Source organism: Pseudobacteroides sp., from assembly GCF_036567765.1.
Taxonomy (GTDB): Bacteria; Bacillota; Clostridia; order Acetivibrionales; family DSM-2933; genus Pseudobacteroides.
In genome coordinates, this window is sequence record NZ_DATCTU010000020.1 from 1 (window position 1) to 19,895 (window position 19,895).

Below are 19,895 nucleotides of genomic sequence, written 5' to 3' on the forward strand. Positions count from 1 at the left end.
CTATGGAGGGATAAGTGCGTCAAATCAAAGTAATCAACATAACAATGAATTTAAAGCAGATATTATTAGGCTGATCCGGGAAGAAAAACAGTCAATTACTAAGGTAGCTAATGATTTTGGAGTAAATGATCAAACTATACGCAACTGGTTAAAAGCTGAGGATGAAAAGAAGATTCCAGAAAACAATCGTATAGCTGAACTTGAAGCTCAGCTGAGAGAAGAGAAAAAGAAGACCACCGATTTACAGCAAACTGTAGATATATTAAAAAAATCAGTCGCCATCTTCGTTCAAGACAACCGGAAATAGCTTATGAGTTCATAAGGGAATGCTCTAAATAATGCAGTAATGAGGCATGGGATATCTAAAGGATTAGTACACCACTCAGACAGAAGCGTACAATATTGCAGCAATGAGTATCAATCTTTACTCAAAAAGAACAATATTTTGTGCAGCATGAGTTGTAAAGGAAATTGTTTTGATAATGCGTGTGCAGAAACATTTTTTAGTACTATTAAGTGTGAAATGCTATATAACAATAAATACACTACTCGTGAAGCTGCAAGGCGAGATATACTCTAGTATATAGAAGTTTTCTACAACAGAAAAAGAAGGCACCAGGCATTAAATTATCTAACACCATATGAGTTTAAGCAAAGATACTTTAAGGGCCTTGTGGCTTGATTTAGAGTTTTATATCTCAGTGTTTTAAAAATTGAAGCAATTATGCGTATCGGCAAGAAAACCTAACTTTGGAGTGTCCAGATTATCGGGAAAAGCTCATATTAAAAATGTGCGATTTGTTATAGACAATTTCATTTTGATATAAGATACTATTTATGATTGATAAAGAGAAAGGATAAAAATATGAGTTTTGAATCAATAGTACAGCAGCTATTTCAGTATGTTATGCCAGCCCCAATACTAGTGTGTATTGTACTAACTTTAGCGGGGGTAGGCTACTTCTTTATCTATAAAAAGTTACTTAAAGGCAATAAGACAATTAACAAAACAAAAGTAATTTTGGGAATAATTCTAATTATTTATTTGATGGTTGTTTTTGGTTTAACTTGTAATAGAGGGGCAGGGTTTGTTAGAACTGTAAATTTAAAACTATTCAGCAGCTACATAGACGCCTGGAATACCTTTACTGTAAGGGCATGGCAGTTTATTATTTTTAATATTATAATGTTTATACCATTGGGGATTTTGTTGCCTTTATTAAACCGGATATTTACAAAAGTCAGATGGATTCTACTGGCCGCGTTTTTAACAACCTTGTCTATTGAAGCATTGCAATTAATAGCTGGGCTAGGTTTTTTTGAATTGGATGATTTGTTTCATAACACATTAGGTGGAATGATAGGGTATTGCATATTGATGTTTGGGTACAGGATGATTAAGGGAAATAAGAAGAGAGTATCCGCAACTGGATTTCTTGTATTACCCACTGTTATAATACTGGCGTTTGTAGGGATATTCGTAAAATACAACCTTCAGGAGTTTGGGAATATGCCGGTAAGGCAGGTTTCAGGTGCAGATATATCAAAGTATACAATAGAATTATCAGTTGATATTAGCAATAAAGAGTCAGTTGCTCCGGTATATAAGTATCCTAATAGTTGGGATAAGGAGTTTGCCATATCGGAAGCTCAAAAGGTGATGAAGGACTTAAATTTGCCTGCTTTCAAAAGTTATTTAATTCAAGGCGAAGATATATTTTTTAATTTTGAAAATAGTTCCCATTGCAGTTTTACATGGGATAGATCAAATGGAGCATGGGATTATGCTAACCATGCAGTTGAAAGGGATAATGAGAAAGTTACTTTAACTGATGATGAAAAGTATAAAATTGCTTTAGAATTTGCTAAAAGTCATAATATTTTATTGAATGATGCTATATGGGATTCCACTAGTAAGTATAATATTACTTTTAAAATAAATCCCGATACATATGGTAAAACTAAAATGAGATCAGGGCAAGTTGTATTTGATATTTCAAATGATGGCGTAATAAGCGGTATCAGACATGAAGTATATGAGAATAGCTTTGTAAGAAATGTAAATATTATTAGTCCCCAAAGTGCGTACCAAAAGGTCTTAAAAGGTAACTTTTATGATTGGCCGGACATGCCTGGTGGTAAGATAGAAATAAAGAATATAAAAATATCCTATTCATATGATACTAAAGGTTTTTATCAGCCGGTATATGAATTTACAGGAACGCTTAATGGTGAAAAATGGGGTACTTACGTTGCTGCCATGAAATAAGGCAGCATAAGGAGGGTTCATTTTGAAGAATGAAAAAACAAAGTCTTTAGAACAACGTGAAGAATTACTCAAAACATTGAAAGCCCGTTTTGAGAAAAACATGTACCGCCATAATGGTGTTGAATGGGCTAGGGTACAAGCTAAGCTGGAGGCTAATACTGAAAAACTCTGGTCACTCAATGAAATGGAAAGAACCGGCGGTGAACCGGATGTTGTTAGTTATGATAATAAGTCGGACGAATACATTTTTTATGATTGCTCAGCGGAAAGTCCTAAAGGCCGAAGGAATGTTTGTTATGACCGTGAAGGGCTGGAGTCAAGGAAAGAACACAAGCCGGAAAATAACGCAGTTGATATGGCAGCTAACATGGGCATTGAGCTTTTAACGGAAGAACAATATCGAGAGCTTCAGAAACTTGGAAATTTTGATATGAAGACGTCCAGCTGGTTACAAACACCATCCTATATTAGAAAACTTGGCGGTGCCATCTTTGCCGATCGCCGCTACGACCATGTCTTCGTGTATCATAACAGTGCACCTTCCTACTATAGCGTTAGGGGCTTCCGCGGCTCCCTAAGGGTCTGAATTTCCTAGATATCAAAAAAATCCTGCCAGAGTGTAATTGATGTATACCCTGGCAGGATTTTTGATGTTTTACATGACTTTATTTACCAATAAGTACGGTCTTCTTTGCAGCATTCCATGTAACACTGGCACCCATGCTTTCTGAAATGAACCTTGTGGGTACGAAGGTACGGCTTCCTATAACCGTTGCAGGAACTTCAAGAGAGGTTTTTTTGCCGTTAATTGATGCTTCTTTTTTGTCGATGGTAAGTATGATTGTCTTTCCTTCCTTAACAGCTGTTACTGTCTTGGTTTTGGAATCCCACTTCACATCTGCTCCAAGGACCTCAAATATTGATCTTAAAGGCACAAGGGTTCTGCTGTCTTTAATAACGGGCTGCGAGTCAAATATAATGGGTCTTCCGTTATATTCCACCTTGATACCGTTTGGATCAATTGGTGTGGATATTATTTCACCTTTTGACTCAATATTTATAAACTCGGTTTTTCCTACATTTACGCTTTCTTTTGATTTGATGCTCTGAATCACTGTTCCCTGTGCAGTGTAAGTTCCAGGGCTGACGACTCTTGCAAAATACTCAAACACGGCCCTGTTGTTTTCCCAGTAAGGACTGTTGTAAACAAAGAACTTTACTTTTTGACCATCTATGTTCCTATAATAGTAATCTGAACCTAGATACTTTTCTACGGGCTTGAGTCCGGATGGAAGATAATCAGTTATCTCATATCCTCCGTCAAATGATTTTGCTCCCAGGCTCCAGGTTATCTTTACCCTTACGATATCTCCCTGTTTGAAGGAGTTTGGCTTTACAGGAGTTCCGTCAATGAGGTAATATTGTCTGTCAACCGAAATAGCTTTGTCTGTTTTGGTTATGTCGATAACATTTTCCTTAAAAACAGATACCGCAGATACATCACCTTGAACTTTGCCGATCTTTAGACTCGACAGATTCTTTGACGGAACCTCAAGCACGTAGAAGCCGCCTTTGTCAAGCTTTACATTCTTGTCTTCACCATTGTAACTGTATGTGAAGGTAGATTCTTTATCGCTGTAATTATCTATCTCATTCAATATGAATAGCAGCTTTTCAGGGCTTAACAAAATATCCTTTGAGTAATTCTTGATACAGTACTCAAACATTCCGGTTTTCTCCATTAGCCCAAGCTTTGAAGCAAGGTAAGCACATATGGATGTGAGCTCAAGAATATCATCCTTGTCGGTTCCTGAGTTTACCATGTAAAAGGGCTTATACTCTTCAACATATTTTGAGATCCTGCTGTCATATATTTGTTTTGCCTTATCTGTTTCTCCCAATTCACAGTATGAAAGTGCCAGATATATGTTATCCTTCAAAGAAAGATTATTTATTTCAGATGTTCTAGCCAGTTCCAAAAGAACAGGTTCCTTTAGGACTGCCAGCCCATAAATAGCCATAACCTTTGCTGATTGGTCGCTACCCTCTAAAAGTGTATTAAAATAATTTTTTAGCTTATAAATATCTACATGGTCTTTTACTAGTGGTGTAAGCTTTGCAGATAACTCGCTGCTGCTTTGTGAATAGGGGAAGAGGCTGAGCCCGCCGTCAGGTTTCTGGTAATCGCTTAGTATGAGACTGTCTCTGGACGGCATGAATTTGTAGTCCTTAAAGTACTTTAACAACAGCTCAGAGGAAAGCTTTTGTGAAACCTTCTGGTCTATTCTGTTACCACCGAAATAATATATGCCAAGAAGCTCGGAAAGAAACCTTCCTCGGCTCTTATCCCTGAAAATAATCCTTGTATTACCGGATTTGCCGCCTGTTATGCCTGTTCCTGGACTAACATCAAAATACACAGCCTTATCCATCTGATAATAGGATTTTACCACATTAACGGTATGCTTTAATGAATCTTCCAATCCACTATTTGTAGAGGCTTTTATAATAAGGTCATGAATACCTTCGGTAAAACTCCACAGCGGTATATTTGTTCTTTCAAAGGCTTTACCTACAGCAGAAACCTTTAAGGAAGGGTTGGAAGCACTTGACACCTCAAACATGACAAGATCGTCTTCCTTAAGGCTTTCTCCATAGGCATTAACCCCTATTACCGGCTTGTCACCCTCAATATAGGTGCTGCTAAAACTGTAGTTTATAAAAAACGGCAATGATACATTCATATTTACCTTATTGCTTCCTGCATGAAGGTCCTCGGATATTGCACCCAGTGTGATTCTCCAGGATGTTACATTATCGGGAAGCTTGAATTTTAACTGTGCGGTTCCGGATTCATCTGTTGTAATAGATTCAAAGTGGGCAGTATCTCGGAAATCTTCCCTAACAGACGTTGAGCTTCCCGAGCTTCCTGCACTTTCGTCTTTTGCATCTGAAAATCTCACATTAACAGATTTTCCTATAGGGGCAACACTTTCTGGTCCTCCGTTATAACGGAAAGATTCATCAGTTAAAAAAATATGTGATTTTAGTTCGCAGATCATACCTGAATCAACCCAGCTGTAAAGGGATTGTAATATATCTGCATCCTGGTCCGCCAGCTTGAAATAAGCCTCATCGACAATACTGGTATTTACATAAGCCTTTACCGGCTTATTGTCCTTATCCCTGACATTTATCCTGATAGTGGCTTCTTCTCCTGGTTTGTAAGTACCCTTATCTAATTTTGCATCAAGAATTAGTTTTTTATCTTCGGCTTTGTAGTTCAAATAAATGTCATATGTAGAGTTATATGTTTTGCCATCAAAATATACAGCTTTGACGGAGGTGTTAGGAACATCTTCCTGAGTAAAATAGTCGCTGTATAGAGGCTTATTGGAAGTTATGTACTTGCGTATGCCGTTCTGGGACTTAATGAAGAGGTAGCTTCCTTCTGGAAGATTGTTGTCTCTTCCCTTCTTTAGTTCAAGATCAATCTTTTCTCCCAGGCTATAGGCGTCTTTAACCCCATCAAGAGAATAATTTTCATATGCCGGGTATTTATAACTGAAGTGCTGGCCTATATATACTTCAAATTTCATATCTTTCCCTGAGTTATCTTTGCAGCTTATTTCAGCAGTATAGTAGGAATTATCGTTTTGAACGGCATCAAAGGTAAAGTCAGCCTTTCCATCGGCAGACGTTGCCATTGAGAAGTCCTTTATTGCGTCTTTAACCAGTACATATCTGTATCTTTTTTGTGTGACCTTATTTATATAGTCATAATACTCTCCGTCTTCCTTTTCTTCCCACCTGCTTTTGTATATGGTACCTTTAAGTGTTTTTCCGGCTACAGGATCTCCCAGATAATCACCACTGTCTTTTGCAGTGCCGTTATTAAGGCGGTCAAGCACTATTTTGTTGATTTCGGCACTTATGGTACCCTTTCCATCCTTTATTTGGCCTGAAAGGTTGGCATTAATATCATTTACAAATACCCTTACATCGGCTGACTCAAATATTTCTCCGCTTTCCGGTAAAAGTGCACGGACATCAAACCTTACATGGTTTTCTCCCTGGACTATGGATTTAATAACCGGACTGTATTTAACTGTATAATTTCCTTTAACATCGGTGGTACCTGTACCATTCTTATTTCCTCCGCCTAAGCTGTAGTCCTGTATAAAATATTCCAGCTTAAGATTGGAAACTCCTGTTCCTTCAAAGAATGAGGATTTTATGTTGAAGTTTACCTCTTGTCCTGGGAAGATGGCTTCTTTATCTTTAGTTATGTCAATCTTGTATGAAGGCTTGGTGTAATTTTGCACGTTTATATATGTATTTGAAATAGCAACATTTTTATGCTTTATCTCCAGGTTATAGCCCCCGGGCTCAATCATTGGAAGCTTAAGGTTTCCATTGTAAAACCCTTCTGTGACATCCACCCTTTGTCTAATTATAGGAGTATCTAAACCATATCCCTTATTGAGCTCAATTGTCAGTTCCTTGATACTTTCCTTGTTATAGCGGTTTTTCACAAAACCCCACAGGCTTATATTATCATCAGGCTGATACATGCTTCTGTCGGTATAAATATAGCTCCAGTATTTTTCATAAGACTCCCTGTCATAAGAACTGCTTTCATAGATTGAAATGTTTCCTTCCTTCGTAGTTACTGTTATGAACTGGGGCTTGTATGAAAAATCATTATTTTTGGGTTCGACAGGAGTATCGAAATAAGCTATACCCTTTGAATCCGATATATAAGAACCTGTTTTATCGCTTAATACTACCTTAGCACCTTCTATAGGTAATTTGTTTGATAGATCATTTAGCCATACCAGTGTTTTTGTATTGCTTTTCATAAGATACAATCCGACGTCTGTTATTTGAAGGAACGTCTGGAAGCTCATGTCATCCCAGTAGCTGTCAACAATATAGTATCCTATGGGCAATGCTTTTGGTACTGAGATAAGGGGCGGGTTCATGTAGTCATAATTATTTGAGGCATTTATGGTTTGGGTAAAGGTTTGAACAGTATCAAGGCCATCTACCGGAATGGTATTTGCATTATAATTTACTCTGGCCCAATCAGGTATGACATGCCTTTTTTTAATTGCATCGTGAAATGACTCAAAGCTTTTGTAGGCATATATTTTAGTTGAAACATCTATTGTTTTTTGCTTATAAACCTGCTCATTTATATTAAGATTTATAGGTATCTGGGGAGCACTCCCTGTTTTATAGTCATAGATATTCCTTATGTACGAAATGAAGCCCTTATAGTCGGAATTAAAACCCGCTGATTTTTTGTCTGTTTCAAAGGAAAATACATAATCCTCATCAATACTTCTGGATGTGTTGTTAAGCTTTAAGCCTTTTTTTATCCTTACAGTATAAATGGTTCCCTCTTCAAGCTTTTTGGGCACAAAGACAGAGGTTTTCTTATGCTTTTCAAACCGGCCTTCAACCTTTGGGGTTATCTCAAATAAACTTTCTATACTGCCGTAGTCCTCATAATTGAAGTTTATTTCAATACCACTGTTTGTAGGGACGTGTACCGACTTATCAGCGGGAAGTGTGCCTAGTATTTTAAAGGCTTGCCTGGTTTGGAAGGACCAAGTGGTTTCCTTCTCCAGCTTAAGGCGGAAAATATAGATGCTGTTTTCGAGAAGCGGTCTTGATGGCTTTATATCAAACTTTTTGGTGTCTGATAAAGTTATAACAGGTGAGGGTTCGCCATCTATAGAAAAGGATGACTTTAACTTCTCCAAGGTAATGTCGCTTTGGGATATCAGCGAAAACCCGGTATCAGGGGATATACCTGTAGCATCCACATCCAATGGAGTTAAAATGAATCCGTTTTTAAGTAAGGAATAGTTGCTGCCTTCATCGGCGGCCGTGCCTGGTATGGCCATTGAGACCAGCATGCACAGTAATAATAAGTTTGTAATAATTTTTTTTAGCATATAAATCTCCTCTCTTATGCACTATATTTGTTTTGACGCAAGCCGGTAGGAAAAGTTCCGGAATAGGGAAATTATTTTCCAAGTCTATGCCGATAACAAATCTGTAACTAATTTATAACCATTTAGGACTTAATTATAATTATAATAACTATGTACGAGCATTAATAGTGGTTGCACTAATAAAAATAAGTTATTAACAGTTGATATATGTAAAAAATAGGGTTTTCATAAGAGAGGGAGCTTAATAAATGAAATGCATAAGAGCTATTTCCATAATTGTGGTGGCATTATTATATATTCCTGCTTGCCATAACGGAAGCAATACTGAAATAATCAATTTATCTCCATCAAAAAAACTTTCTGCAGAGAATGCATATGAAAAGGAAAAGGTGCAAGGGAGAGAAGAAGATTCCAGCAAGTCAAATACACAATCGGATTTTATAGTTGAACCGCAATATGACTATTGTGGTGTGCCTGCTGATGGGATCATAGGAACCCAAAAGGGTGAAGGAGAAGGTATAAAGCATGGGTTTATCGATTCTGACGGCAAGGTTATTACAGATGCCATATATGATGATACAAAGTATTATGTAGGTGCATCAAGCATGTCCTCAGGGTTTTCCCAAGGCCTGGCACCTGTTAAAAAGAATGGCAGATGGGGATACATTGACATGAAGGGTAATCTTGTCATTGGTTTTAGGTATGATGATGCTGATTTGTTCAATGATGGGATAGGTAGAGTTACTATAGATGGAAAATCCGGATATATAAATAAAAAAGGTGAAACCGTCATAGAGCCTCAATTTGAAAGCGGTTCTGAGTTTCACAACGGAATTGCTGTAGCTGTCTCGAATGGCAAATATGGATTTATCGGAACAAAGGGTGACTGGATAATTAAGCCTATCTACGATTATATTGATTTTGGTAGGTATGATAGATATTGGACAAAATCAAACATGCTGCAAATAACGGTCAACGATTTAAACGGGATTGCAAAGGTAGAAAACGGTAAGGTCAAAATTATTGTGGAGCCTAAATACGATAATCTATTTCCGTTTTACGATGGGGAAGCCAAATTTTTGATTTTACACAAGGATAAAGACGGTGTGCCCGGCCTAAGCAGGACTGAAGGTTTTATAAATGAGGCAGGGGAAGAAATATTCACATGGAGCAGCAATGACGAAGAAGGAGAAATGTATGAGTATATATCCGAAGGGATGAGGCTTTATAGAAATAACAAAAAATTATGGGGGTTTACCGATAAAAGTTTTAAGACTGTTATACCATGCAGGTTTGATATGGCAGAACCATTCTATTCCGGTTTTGCACTCATTTATAAGGGGGATAGAATGGGACTAGTGGATAAAGGTGGAAGAATATTGGTTGAGCCAATGTACGATTCGATAATTCCAATGCCTGAAGAGGGCTATGCCATCTTACAAAAAGGAAGCCGCATGCAGCTTTTAAGCACAGATACATTTAAGTCTATCGGCAGGGAATATGATGTGATTGGACGGGGCACAAGTGTTATGACGGTCATGGATAAGGGAAAAGTTGGATTGATTGATAAGAACGGTAGAGAGCTCATAGCACCTAAATTCGAAGAATGTGAAACATTTGCATCATGGGAGGATTATGCCTGGGTTAAGCAAAATGGAGCATGGATTTGTATTGATCAATATGGTAAACAAAAGTTTGAAGGAAGTTTTGAAGAGGTAACAGTCTTCGAGGAAGGACTGGCAGCAGTTAAAAAGGGTAAGTGGGGAGTTATTGATAAGAGCGGCAGTGTAGTTGTACCATTTTTGTATGAAGAGGCATCAGTTGTAAGTAAAAGTCTTGTAAGGGTTAAGCTTGGGGGGAAGTATGGATTTATAAAAAAGTAAAATTGTGATTTGTGAATTTATGAACTAATAACAAAATAAAAAACTTGTACAATATTGTATTAAGCTAATATTTGAAGTAAAATAGTGTGGAGAACTAATATTATTTTGAAAGGAATGGTGGGTCAATGCAAAGAGGTGAAGTAAGGTCACCTGTTATGGTCCTGGTTTTATCACTAATTACATGCGGTATATATCAGTTGTATTGGATATATAAAGTATCGGAAGAAACACAAAGTCATTTGGGGTTAAATACTACATCACCAGGGATGGAATTATTATTTTGCATAATTACATGCGGTTTTTATACTATATACTGGCACTACAAGTACTCAAAGCTTGTAGCCGAATTACAGCAAAGACAAGGTCTAACGCCTGACGATAATTCCCTTATATGTATTTTGTTGACTATATTTGGGTTTGGTATAGTAAGTGCCATGATCGTACAGTCAAGCCTTAATAAGGTTTGGGATGCAGGTTATAAGATTTAATGTCCAAACTGCAAAATACATTAAACAAAGTTTTGCCTTTACTCATTGCACTGTTATTTGTTGCAATTTTATTGCTGCTAGATGGCAGTGCATGCTTATTTAAAAATGTTTGGGGCATACCTTGCCCGGGATGCGGTATGACAAGAGCCTTTCTGGCAGTATTGAAACTTGATATATTGACGGGCTTTTATTATCATCCGCTATTTGTTCTACCTGTTCTAATTGCTGTTTTATATATGGTAAGAAACAAAAGGATAGGTAAGGTAATATTTGGGAATAACATGGTATGGCTTTTGAGTCTTATTGTTACCTTGAGCGTTTGGGCTATTCGGATGATTTTATTTTTCCCTGATACTTCGCCAATGGATATTAACAAAAATGCAGTACTTTTCAAGGTACTAAGGTTTATATTTAATAGTTGGCCCTAACTTGTTAGATATATGTTATTACATTTTTTACAGCACTTATTTTAAGGTGCTTATTATGAGAATATTACACGCTTTTCATAAGCTCAATCTGTATTTCACGTTCTTCTTTAACTTTGTCAAAATTTTTTGGATACATGAGGTTGATAATTACTATTGCGTATTCAGAAGCTACTAACGAATGCCATTTGACATGAGGTGTTGCTGCAACTTGCCCCATAGCTCGTAGTACTTTTGCCTTTATCAGGTTTTTTTCTTCACGAGCAAGACTGTTTATCATACCGGCAATTTGTAACGCATCTTGGAATTTTGCTTCTCTATCTTGCCATTTTGAATTGATGGTAAAACACTCTTCAATCGCTGAGGAACGTTCAATTCCACTGATATTCAAAATATGTTCACCAAGTAAAAGGGCATACTTAGACATTTCTATATGTGTTTTTGGCTCGCTAAACATAATTAACTTATTTTTGAGTTCAGGAATATCATCTGTTTTTCGAATCAGTCCAGAATTAACATATTCCATAAAGGCAAAGCCATCTTTAATAATTTTACCCATATATCTCTCCTTGAAAATTTTATATATTCTGCGAATTAACCAATATGATTTAGCACTTAAATAATAAAAAACAGTATATATAAACTAGCTTCTTTTTGGCTCAAATCCCAAGTAGCGAGTACCTCGAAATGTCAATCTACCGATATCATTTTCTGCAAGCATTCCATATTATTAATAAAATCATCCTCAATATTACTTTATAATAATTTGTATCATTCAACGATAGAGTAGAACTGGTCGTCCCTAATGAGGTTCCGTAAGAAAAGTTAATCTTATCAGTTATGAAAAAACTATACCACATATTATAAGAACTTTAAATACATCAATAAACTCCAGAGTAGGAGATTTTCAATGTTTGTTTTTATAACTCATTTACAATACCTTTTCTGGATTAAATTAGTATTATATAATTGAGTTGTAGACAACAACAATAAATTATAGAGTTGTTGAGAAACATAGGAGGATTTGTACATGAGTATTAGGAGAGTTTTGGTTGTAGTTGTGAGTTTAATTTTTCTCTTTTCCACATTTACTGTTCCACAGGTAGTAAATGCTGCAGACAAGCCCTTTTTGCACCCATTGTTTACTGACCATATGGTAATGCAGAGAGATGCATTGGACCCAGTCTGAGGTTGGACTTCGGCAGGTGAGAAAATTACCATTCAGATCGGAGACAAGATATTCACAGGTACAGCTGATTCAAGCGGTAAATGGATGGTGAAGATAGGTCCCTTTCCAAAGGGAGGGCCTTACGAAATGAAAGTTACCGGTTCAAGAACTGTTACCGTAAAGGATATTCTTTTTGGAGAAGTATGGTTTTGTGCGGGTCAGTCAAATATGGCAATGCAGCTGCCCTTTGCCGGCAATGGTACTGTAGAAGCTGCAAATGCCAATTATCCAAATATAAGGTATTTCTCAACACCCTATCAAAGTACGTCTGAGTCCCAGCCTGTGTTTGGATATGTCAGCAATTGGACACTTTGTACACCCAATTCGGTGGGAAATCTAACAGCGGTAGGATACTTTTTCGCTAGAAAGCTGAGCCAGGACTTGGATGTTCCGGTCGGCATAATCTGTTCAGCTGTGGGTGGTTCTTTTATTGAGAGCTGGATAGGAAATGAGGCATATAAGGCATTTTTGGCATCACCAGAAGCAGCAGGCTTTCAGGCGTCATCACCCAATGGATTTTATAATGGAATGGTATCTCCTATAATGCCTTTTAACATTAAGGGAATCATGTGGTATCAGGGAGAATCAAACACTCAATTTGATTACCTTTATAAAAAGATGCTTACAACAATGATTACTGATTGGCGTAAAAACTATGGCATTGGAGATATACCCTTTATGGTGGTGCAGCTGCCGGGGTATCAGAAGATACAGGCGGCACCTGTTGAAACAGCACCTTATGCGGTAATAATGGCCTAATAATTACAGCTGATATAGGTGAAGAGGATATACATCCTAAAAACAAGCTTGATGTAGGTATCAGAGCTGCAACTTGTGCTTTGGGGAAATATTACGGCAAAACAATAGAATACTCAGGACCTATTATTAAGTCTGCGACAAAGGAAGGAAGTAAAGTAAGAATATCCTTTGACCATATTGGAAGCGGATTGGCAGCAGGTACTAAAGTTGGTACCGAACCGGTCCAATTAAGTACAGGTTCAGCAGTAAAGGGATTTGCAATAGCAGGTGCTGACGGCAAGTTTGTTTGGGCTGATGCAACCATAGATGCGGGAACTGTTTTGGTATCGGCAGCATCAGTAGCAAATCCGGGGGAAGTAAGATACTCATGGGCAAGCAATCCCATAGGCAACCTCTACAATAAAGAAGGGTTGCCTGCTTCACCATTTAGGACAAATGTCTCAACCACTGCTCAAACTCCTACGCCAACAAATAAACCATCGGCAACACCAGCAGGTTATTCAATCACAGGTTATATAGCTCCTGATTTTGTAAATATTCAAAGTGCGGCACCACAGCAGCTATCAGGGTTTAGAGTTGAAGTTTCCGGGACCACACTGTCAGCATTGACTAATGAAAAGGGTGTCTTTGAATTAAAAGATGCACCTGCTTCATCGTCAGGCTACAAGCTTATGATAAGTAAGAATGGTTTCCTTAAAAGAGAGATTGATAGCGTTAAGCTAACAGACAATGTCATCATTTCAACACAATCCTCTCCTATAACTATGTGGGCAGGGGATATAGCGATAAACGGTGTTAAGGATGATGCCATTAACATGATGGATATAATACAGATTGCAAGGGTTTTCAATTCTGTAAGTAATGACGGTAAGTATGATGTGAATTGCGACCTGAATTCCGACGGTGCAATAAATATGAGTGATGTAGTTATTGTGGCCAGACATTTTAACAAGGTGTCGGCAGATTATCCTGTTATGTAATGGGAAGCATCAGCTTCCATCATATGGATTCATATTTTCCTGTTTTCCAGTTAAAATAAAAGCAGCAAGTGCAGGCTGGGTGAGGCCGGTGGCAATAATTGAAGAGGACTGAAAATAGTAATGATATATTCATTTAAGCCAATAATTGATGATAAATGTAAAATACTTATTCTAGGGACAATGCCGGGGGTACAATCCCTTCAGAAACAAGAATACTATGGAAACAAGCAAAATGCTTTCTGGAGAATTATTTTTTCTCTTTTTGAGGTAGAGTATATTCAAAGCTACCATGAGAAAAAGAAATTTCTTCTTGATCACAAAATAGCTTTATGGGACGTTCTTGAGGCATGTGAAAGAGAGGGGAGCCTTGACGCTGACATTAAGAATCCCAGGCCAAACGATTTTAATCATTTGTTTAAATGCTACCCGGAAATAAAGCATGTGTATTTTAATGGGGGACCTGCAGAAAACCTTTATAAAAGATATGTAAAATTAAATTTAAACAACAATGATATTAAATATCAAAGACTGCCTTCTACAAGCCCTGCCTATACTGCTGGATTTTCTGAAAAGCTTGAAAAGTGGAAAATAATTTTACAGGCTTTATAGAATTGTTAGTCGTTGGAATAAAAAGAAAAAAAGAAAAAAGGGGCGTAACTGCCCCTGATTTCATTCTATATTTATAAGGAGGAATTGTTAGCGTTATTTAACATTCTGTAGTGTTCAGTATTTGCTTTTTCAAGTATAATTGTTTAATATGAGTTTCGATTATATCATTAGTATTATCAATTTGAGGAAAATAATACATTAAATCTAAAAAAAAGAGGTGCAAAATGATAATTGTAAATAACCTACATAAAAAATACGGGCAAAAAACTGTTGTTGAAAACATATCTATGAGTATCGAATCAGGCAAAATTACTTTACTGCTGGGTCCAAATGGTGCAGGAAAGTCAACAACCTTAAAGAGTATCGCAGGTCTTTTGAATTTTAACGGAAATATCAATATATGCGGTTTTGATAATAAAAGCCTTGATGCAAAAAGGGTATTCGGATATATACCTGAAACACCGGCCTTATATGATCTTCTTAATGTTGAAGAACATTTGAGGTTTATTGCCAAAGCCTACAAGTTGGACGATAGAGCTATAGATATTGCAAAAAACTATATGGATCGTTTTGAACTTACCGAGCATATAACAAAGCCCACAAGAGAGCTTTCAAAGGGTATGCAGCAAAAAGTCAGTGTTTGTCTTGCCCTTATGACATCACCAAAGGCGGTAATGTTTGATGAACCCATGGTGGGATTGGACCCTAAAGCAATTAAAAGCATGAAGGAAATAATTATAAGCCTCAGAGAAAAGGGGACTAGTGTATTGATAAGTACACATATTATTGATATAGTGGATGATATATGGGATAAAGCTTATATTATGAATAAAGGTAAAATTGCAGCGTGCCTGACTAGGGAAGAGGCCATGAAAAGTGGTAAATCTCTTAATGATACATTTTTTGAAATAACAGAAGGGGGTGCCGGTGTTTAATGGATGCACTTGTGTACCTGCTTAAGCATACCTATATAAATATGTTGAAAAGGCTTTTTAAAAAGCCTGCAGCAGCCATCCTAACGGTCATAACAATTTTATGCATGCTGGGACCCACTGTGTTAAGGCTGACAACAATGAGCAGTACCAAAAGGCCGGAGTTATTTGAGGCCATCATTGGGGGAGGAACCCTTTTATATGGCTTTTTTCTTTTTTCGTCTATTGTAGCTCAAAATGCCGGAATGTTTTATTTGGCTGATGTAAACCTTGTTTTTACATCTCCTATCCACCGAAAGAAAGTATTGATTTATGCTATGATAGGCTCCCTGATGGGCAGCATCCTTATGTCACTCTTTATCATTATTATGCTCCCAATGGTTGGGGGAGGAGGCATATACCTATTCCAATATATTGCTGCCGGTTTCTCAGTAATACTTATGATGTGCATGCTTTTCCTGCTGTATTTTTGTTTTTATCTCAGAGGTGCAAAAAGCGGGGATGGGATCAACCCTTTAAAAATAGTAAGCAAGGTTTTTATGATACTTGTTGCATTATCTCTTTCTGCAACTGTAATTTACGTATCAGGAGACTTTAATAAAGCCATAAAAATGTACTTTGAGAGCTATGCTTATAACTTGGTGCCGATATTTGGCTGGACAAAATGGGCAGTAGTAAGTGCATTAAATGGTGATATATTATTCTGGCTTGCTGCAACAGGTGTTTCTTTGCTGTTTTCGGGAATAGTTATAAAGGCTATACTCAATATGGAACATGAATATTATGAGCAGGCTATGACAGATGCCTATAGGATTCAAGAAATTAGGACTAAGGCTTCATCCGGCAATCTGGATGCACAGTCCTTTTATACTAAAAAAGTTAGAAAGGCTGAGATAGAATTTAAAGATGGTGCAAAGGCAATATGGTCAAGGCATGTACTTGAAATAAAAAAATCGGGAATAGGAAAAAACAATACAGGAATAATAATAGGAATAGTCTATGTAATACTGTTTTCACTGGTATTTAAGCTTGACTATACAGCCATAGTTTATATGATAATTCTTTTGAACATGTCCAATTCAATGAATGATGCCTGGAACAAGGAGTTTAAAAAGCATTTTATTTATTTGATACCGGAAAGCTCCATGTCTAAAGCATATTATGGCACCGTGACCAGTCTTATAAAGTCAATTTTCGCAGGAATACCCTCATTTGTATTGCTATATATTTTAAAAAGGCCACCTGTTATTGAGATTATTGTACTGTATTTTGTATACACTTCATTTATGCCGGTATTTCTGTATTCGGCGGTATTCGCCCAGAGAATTGCCGGTTCGCGAAGCAATGTTCTAATGGTGATGATGATAAGGATGCTGGCGGTGCTTTTAAGTGCCATACCTTCCTCGGTTGTTATGGCAGTCATATATATCATGACTGGGACTGCTTTTGGAGGACTGCTGCCCCTTATAATGGTTGCCGTTAATATTGCCACAGCGATTCTTCTGCTTAAGGTGAGCAGCAGAATATTCGAAGTGGCGGAGCTTATGGATTGATTATAAATATAAAAAGGCTTGCATCAAAGACGTGCAGGCCTTTTTTAACATCAAGGCTGCAAAATTTACATGCATATAGCCATCTTTTTCTTAAGAACGTTTACAGCCTCATTTCCAACTAGGCATTCAACTATTTTAAGTGAGAATTCTATGGCAGTGCCTGCACCCTTTGAAGTGATAAGTCTGCCGTCAACCACTGCATTAGAGTCAAATTCAACTGATGCATCCATCAAGTCGCTTTCCATTCCAGGGTAGCATATGGCTTTTTTTCCTTTTAGCATTCCCAGCTTTCCCAAGATTGTAGGGGCTGCACAAATAGATGCAATCCATTTTTCGTTGTTAAAATAATCGGTAAGTAAAGTGACAAACCCCTTATGCTGGCTAAAGCTGCTTGTTCCAGGTCCGCCGGGTATAACAAGCATATCTCCCTTGCTGAAATCACATTCTTCAAAGAGGGTATCCGCTTCAATTATTATATCGTGGGAGCCTTTAACCTGTCTTTTTTTGGTTATTGATACTGAAGTAACATCAATACCGGCTCTTCTTAAGATATCAATGGGACTTACAGCCTCTATTTCCTCAAATCCGTCAGTGAGTAAAACAAAAACCTTCAATATCAGCACATCCTTTCGTAATATGTTTTCTACCAACTTGAAATTTTATCATATTTTTGTTAAATGGAAAACTTATTTATGGGTAATATTATATACAAACAATCATAACACTATTTAAAACTCAAGGAGATGGGATTTTGGCTATCGGTTACGCATGCATAACAATAGGGGTACAGGATGCAAAGCAGGCTCGGTGCACCATAGGCAATGCCACAGAGGATAATTTACGAAGACTAATAAAAGATAACCTAAATGCATTGGATGCGGCAATCGATTATAACATTGCCATGGGTATAAGTCTTTTTAGAATCAGCTCTGATATTGTACCCTTTGGATCTCATCCTGTAAATAAGCTTTTATGGTGGGAGGAGTTTGGAGAAAAGCTTGCACAAATAGGTAAGAAAGTTATTGATTCGGGAATGAGGGCTACAATGCATCCTGGCCAGTATACTGTATTAAACTCCAAAAACTCAGAGGTGGTTGACAATGCATTATTGGATTTAAAATACCATTGTAAATTTATGGATGTGTTGGGCTTGGATGAAAAAAACAAGATGATACTTCATGTTGGAGGAGTTTACGGAGATAAAAAGAATTCGGCAGAGGTGTTTAAATCAAACTATCTAAGGCTGCCTGACAACATAAAGGGAAGGCTCATAATCGAAAATGATGATAAAAATTATACTGTAGAGGATGTACTTGGAATATCAAGGGCACTTGAGGTACCTGTTGTTTTTGACAACCTTCACAATAAGTTGAATCCTTCCTTGGAAACTATACCGGAACAAGGTTGGGTTGATATTTGCAGATCTACCTGGAAACAGAAAGACGGAGTTCAAAAAATACACTATTCACAGCAAAAAGCAGGAGGAACGGCAGGTTCACATTCCGATACAATCTATATTGAGGAATTTATTAAATTTTATAATAACATTCGTGATAAAAACATTGATATAATGCTTGAGGTAAAAGACAAGAATATATCCTGCATAAAGTGTATCAATTCATCCTCTTCAAAAACATCTGCAAAAGATCTGGAGGAGGAGTGGGCAAGGTATAAATACTTTGTACTAAGCCGTTCAGCAAGTATATATTCTGAGATAAGGGAGCAGCTTAAAGATAAAGAAAATATTGATGCAGTTAGATTCTATAAAAAAATTGAACAGGCTATAGATAAAGCCGAGGATAAAGGGGCAGAGGTTAATGCTGCCCAGCATGTTTGGGGATATATCAATAAAAACTGCAAAGAGGCTGAAAAAAGAAGGTTCAATAAGCTTCTAGCCAGTTACATTGATAAAGGCGATGGATTAAAATCTATAAAGAATCATTTGTTAAAATGTGCAATTGAACAGGATATAAGCTATCTTATAAACTCCTATTATTTTTATATTTAGCATCATGAAAAAAATATAAAATTATTTTTAAAAAAGTATTAAGGATTTTAAAATACCGTCGATAATTATAGTGAGTAAGTAAAGTTTACTCCCCTAATAGCCCTCAATGGGCTTTTTTTTTATGTCTAGGATAAAATCCCATTGTTATTTTTTGTCTAAGGGGATAAAATATATAAAAAGTGCTTATAGATTTCGTTTGGTTATAAAAAGAAATGATGGGGCGGATAAATAATGGGGAAGCTGATTTTGGTAACCGGCGGTGCAAGAAGCGGCAAGAGCACCTATGCCGAGGAGATTGTAAAGAAAACAGGCAAAAGGGTTTTATATATAGCAACAGCTAAGGGCTTTGATGAAGAAATGAAGCAGAGAATAAAAAAACACAGAGAGCAAAGGCCATCATCGTGGGAAACACTGGAGGCTTTCAGAGATTTTGAAAATATACTTAATACCCGGCTTGCAGATAAAGAAGTGATTTTACTTGACTGTATAACCATTATGGTAGCAAACATTATGTATGAGGGGTGTTCTGATTGGGATAATATGACCATACTGGAGATCGATAAGATGGAAGCTGAAATTAACAAAGAAATAAGCAGTCTCTTAGAGGTAATCCGAGAAGGAAATATTCCATTTGTATTAGTTACAAATGAGATTGGAATGGGAGTTGTGCCAGAGTTTCCATCAGGTCGAGTATTTCGTGATCTTGCAGGAAGAGTAAATCAGCAATTGGCAAAAGCTGCTGATGAAGTATATTTATGTGTGTCGGGAATACCGGTAAAGATTAAATGATATATT

At 37.0% G+C, this 19,895-nt stretch carries 16 protein-coding genes and 1 pseudogene; 14 read left to right on the forward strand and 3 right to left on the reverse strand.

Going from position 1 to position 19,895, the window contains the following annotated elements:
• The first annotated feature begins 10 nt into the window (after positions 1 to 10).
• The 3 genes and pseudogenes from VIO64_RS03685 (at position 11) to VIO64_RS03695 (ending at position 2,855) form a co-directional block, all read left to right on the forward strand.
• Positions 11 to 682: pseudogene (locus VIO64_RS03685) on the forward strand (IS3 family transposase).
• Between the two features lie 183 nt (positions 683 to 865).
• Complete coding sequence (locus VIO64_RS03690) at positions 866 to 2,269, forward strand: VanZ family protein (RefSeq protein ID WP_331915273.1); 1,404 nt, start codon at positions 866 to 868, stop codon at positions 2,267 to 2,269.
• 22 nt (positions 2,270 to 2,291) lie between these two features.
• Positions 2,292 to 2,855, forward strand: coding sequence for a DUF4256 domain-containing protein (locus VIO64_RS03695; protein ID WP_331915275.1), 564 nt, complete (start codon positions 2,292 to 2,294; stop codon positions 2,853 to 2,855).
• Between the two features lie 79 nt (positions 2,856 to 2,934).
• Here the strand turns inward: VIO64_RS03695 and VIO64_RS03700 are convergent, their stop codons facing one another.
• Positions 2,935 to 8,235, reverse strand: coding sequence for a stalk domain-containing protein (locus tag VIO64_RS03700; protein WP_331915277.1), 5,301 nt, complete (start codon positions 8,233 to 8,235; stop codon positions 2,935 to 2,937).
• Positions 8,236 to 8,483: 248 nt separating this feature from the next.
• Here VIO64_RS03700 and VIO64_RS03705 point away from each other — a divergent pair, with 248 nt between their 5' ends.
• From VIO64_RS03705 to VIO64_RS03715, 3 genes are all read left to right on the forward strand, one after another.
• Positions 8,484 to 10,118: a WG repeat-containing protein gene (locus VIO64_RS03705; RefSeq protein ID WP_331915279.1), complete on the forward strand. Its 1,635-nt coding sequence runs from the start codon at positions 8,484 to 8,486 to the stop codon at positions 10,116 to 10,118.
• Positions 10,119 to 10,243: 125 nt separating this feature from the next.
• Positions 10,244 to 10,606: a DUF4234 domain-containing protein gene (locus tag VIO64_RS03710; protein WP_331915281.1), complete on the forward strand. Its 363-nt coding sequence runs from the start codon at positions 10,244 to 10,246 to the stop codon at positions 10,604 to 10,606.
• A complete protein-coding gene (locus VIO64_RS03715) occupies positions 10,606 to 11,034 on the forward strand; it encodes a DUF2752 domain-containing protein (protein WP_331915283.1) in 429 nt (142 codons plus the stop codon). The genes VIO64_RS03710 and VIO64_RS03715 overlap by 1 nt, the downstream gene beginning before the upstream one ends.
• 64 nt (positions 11,035 to 11,098) lie before the next feature.
• On the opposite strand, the gene VIO64_RS03720 is transcribed toward VIO64_RS03715, so the two are convergent.
• Positions 11,099 to 11,590 (reverse strand): putative immunity protein, encoded by a 492-nt coding sequence (locus VIO64_RS03720; protein WP_331915285.1) that lies wholly within the window; start codon positions 11,588 to 11,590, stop codon positions 11,099 to 11,101.
• 471 nt (positions 11,591 to 12,061) lie between these two features.
• Here VIO64_RS03720 and VIO64_RS03725 point away from each other — a divergent pair, with 471 nt between their 5' ends.
• The 6 genes from VIO64_RS03725 (at position 12,062) to VIO64_RS03750 (ending at position 17,092) form a co-directional block, all read left to right on the forward strand.
• Positions 12,062 to 12,220, forward strand: a complete 159-nt coding sequence (locus VIO64_RS03725; RefSeq protein ID WP_331915287.1) for a hypothetical protein — start codon at positions 12,062 to 12,064, stop codon at positions 12,218 to 12,220.
• 126 nt (positions 12,221 to 12,346) lie between these two features.
• The gene (locus VIO64_RS03730; RefSeq protein ID WP_331915288.1) at positions 12,347 to 13,018 is read left to right on the forward strand and encodes a sialate O-acetylesterase; all 672 of its coding nucleotides are present in this window, start codon (positions 12,347 to 12,349) and stop codon (positions 13,016 to 13,018) included.
• Between the two features lie 80 nt (positions 13,019 to 13,098).
• Entirely contained in the window at positions 13,099 to 13,998 is a 900-nt protein-coding gene (locus VIO64_RS03735; protein ID WP_331915289.1) for a dockerin type I domain-containing protein, read from the forward strand.
• A gap of 120 nt (positions 13,999 to 14,118) precedes the next feature.
• Positions 14,119 to 14,607, forward strand: coding sequence for a DNA-deoxyinosine glycosylase (locus VIO64_RS03740; RefSeq protein ID WP_331915291.1), 489 nt, complete (start codon positions 14,119 to 14,121; stop codon positions 14,605 to 14,607).
• A gap of 224 nt (positions 14,608 to 14,831) precedes the next feature.
• Positions 14,832 to 15,542, forward strand: a complete 711-nt coding sequence (locus VIO64_RS03745) for an ABC transporter ATP-binding protein (protein WP_331915293.1) — start codon at positions 14,832 to 14,834, stop codon at positions 15,540 to 15,542.
• The gene (locus VIO64_RS03750; RefSeq protein WP_331915295.1) at positions 15,542 to 17,092 is read left to right on the forward strand and encodes a putative ABC exporter domain-containing protein; all 1,551 of its coding nucleotides are present in this window, start codon (positions 15,542 to 15,544) and stop codon (positions 17,090 to 17,092) included. The genes VIO64_RS03745 and VIO64_RS03750 overlap by 1 nt, the downstream gene beginning before the upstream one ends.
• A 65-nt stretch (positions 17,093 to 17,157) precedes the next feature.
• On the opposite strand, the gene VIO64_RS03755 is transcribed toward VIO64_RS03750, so the two are convergent.
• Positions 17,158 to 17,706 carry a DJ-1 family glyoxalase III gene (locus VIO64_RS03755; protein ID WP_333783858.1) on the reverse strand — a complete coding sequence of 183 codons (549 nt, stop codon included), beginning with the start codon at positions 17,704 to 17,706 and terminating at the stop codon, positions 17,158 to 17,160.
• 137 nt (positions 17,707 to 17,843) lie between these two features.
• On the opposite strand from VIO64_RS03755, the gene uvsE reads away from it, so the two are divergent.
• Both uvsE and cobU read left to right on the forward strand, forming a co-directional pair.
• On the forward strand, positions 17,844 to 19,100 hold the full coding sequence (gene uvsE, locus VIO64_RS03760; protein WP_331915297.1) for a UV DNA damage repair endonuclease UvsE: 1,257 nt from the start codon (positions 17,844 to 17,846) through the stop codon (positions 19,098 to 19,100).
• A gap of 231 nt (positions 19,101 to 19,331) precedes the next feature.
• A complete protein-coding gene (gene cobU / locus VIO64_RS03765; protein ID WP_331915299.1) occupies positions 19,332 to 19,889 on the forward strand; it encodes a bifunctional adenosylcobinamide kinase/adenosylcobinamide-phosphate guanylyltransferase in 558 nt (185 codons plus the stop codon).
• Positions 19,890 to 19,895: the final 6 nt, after the last annotated feature.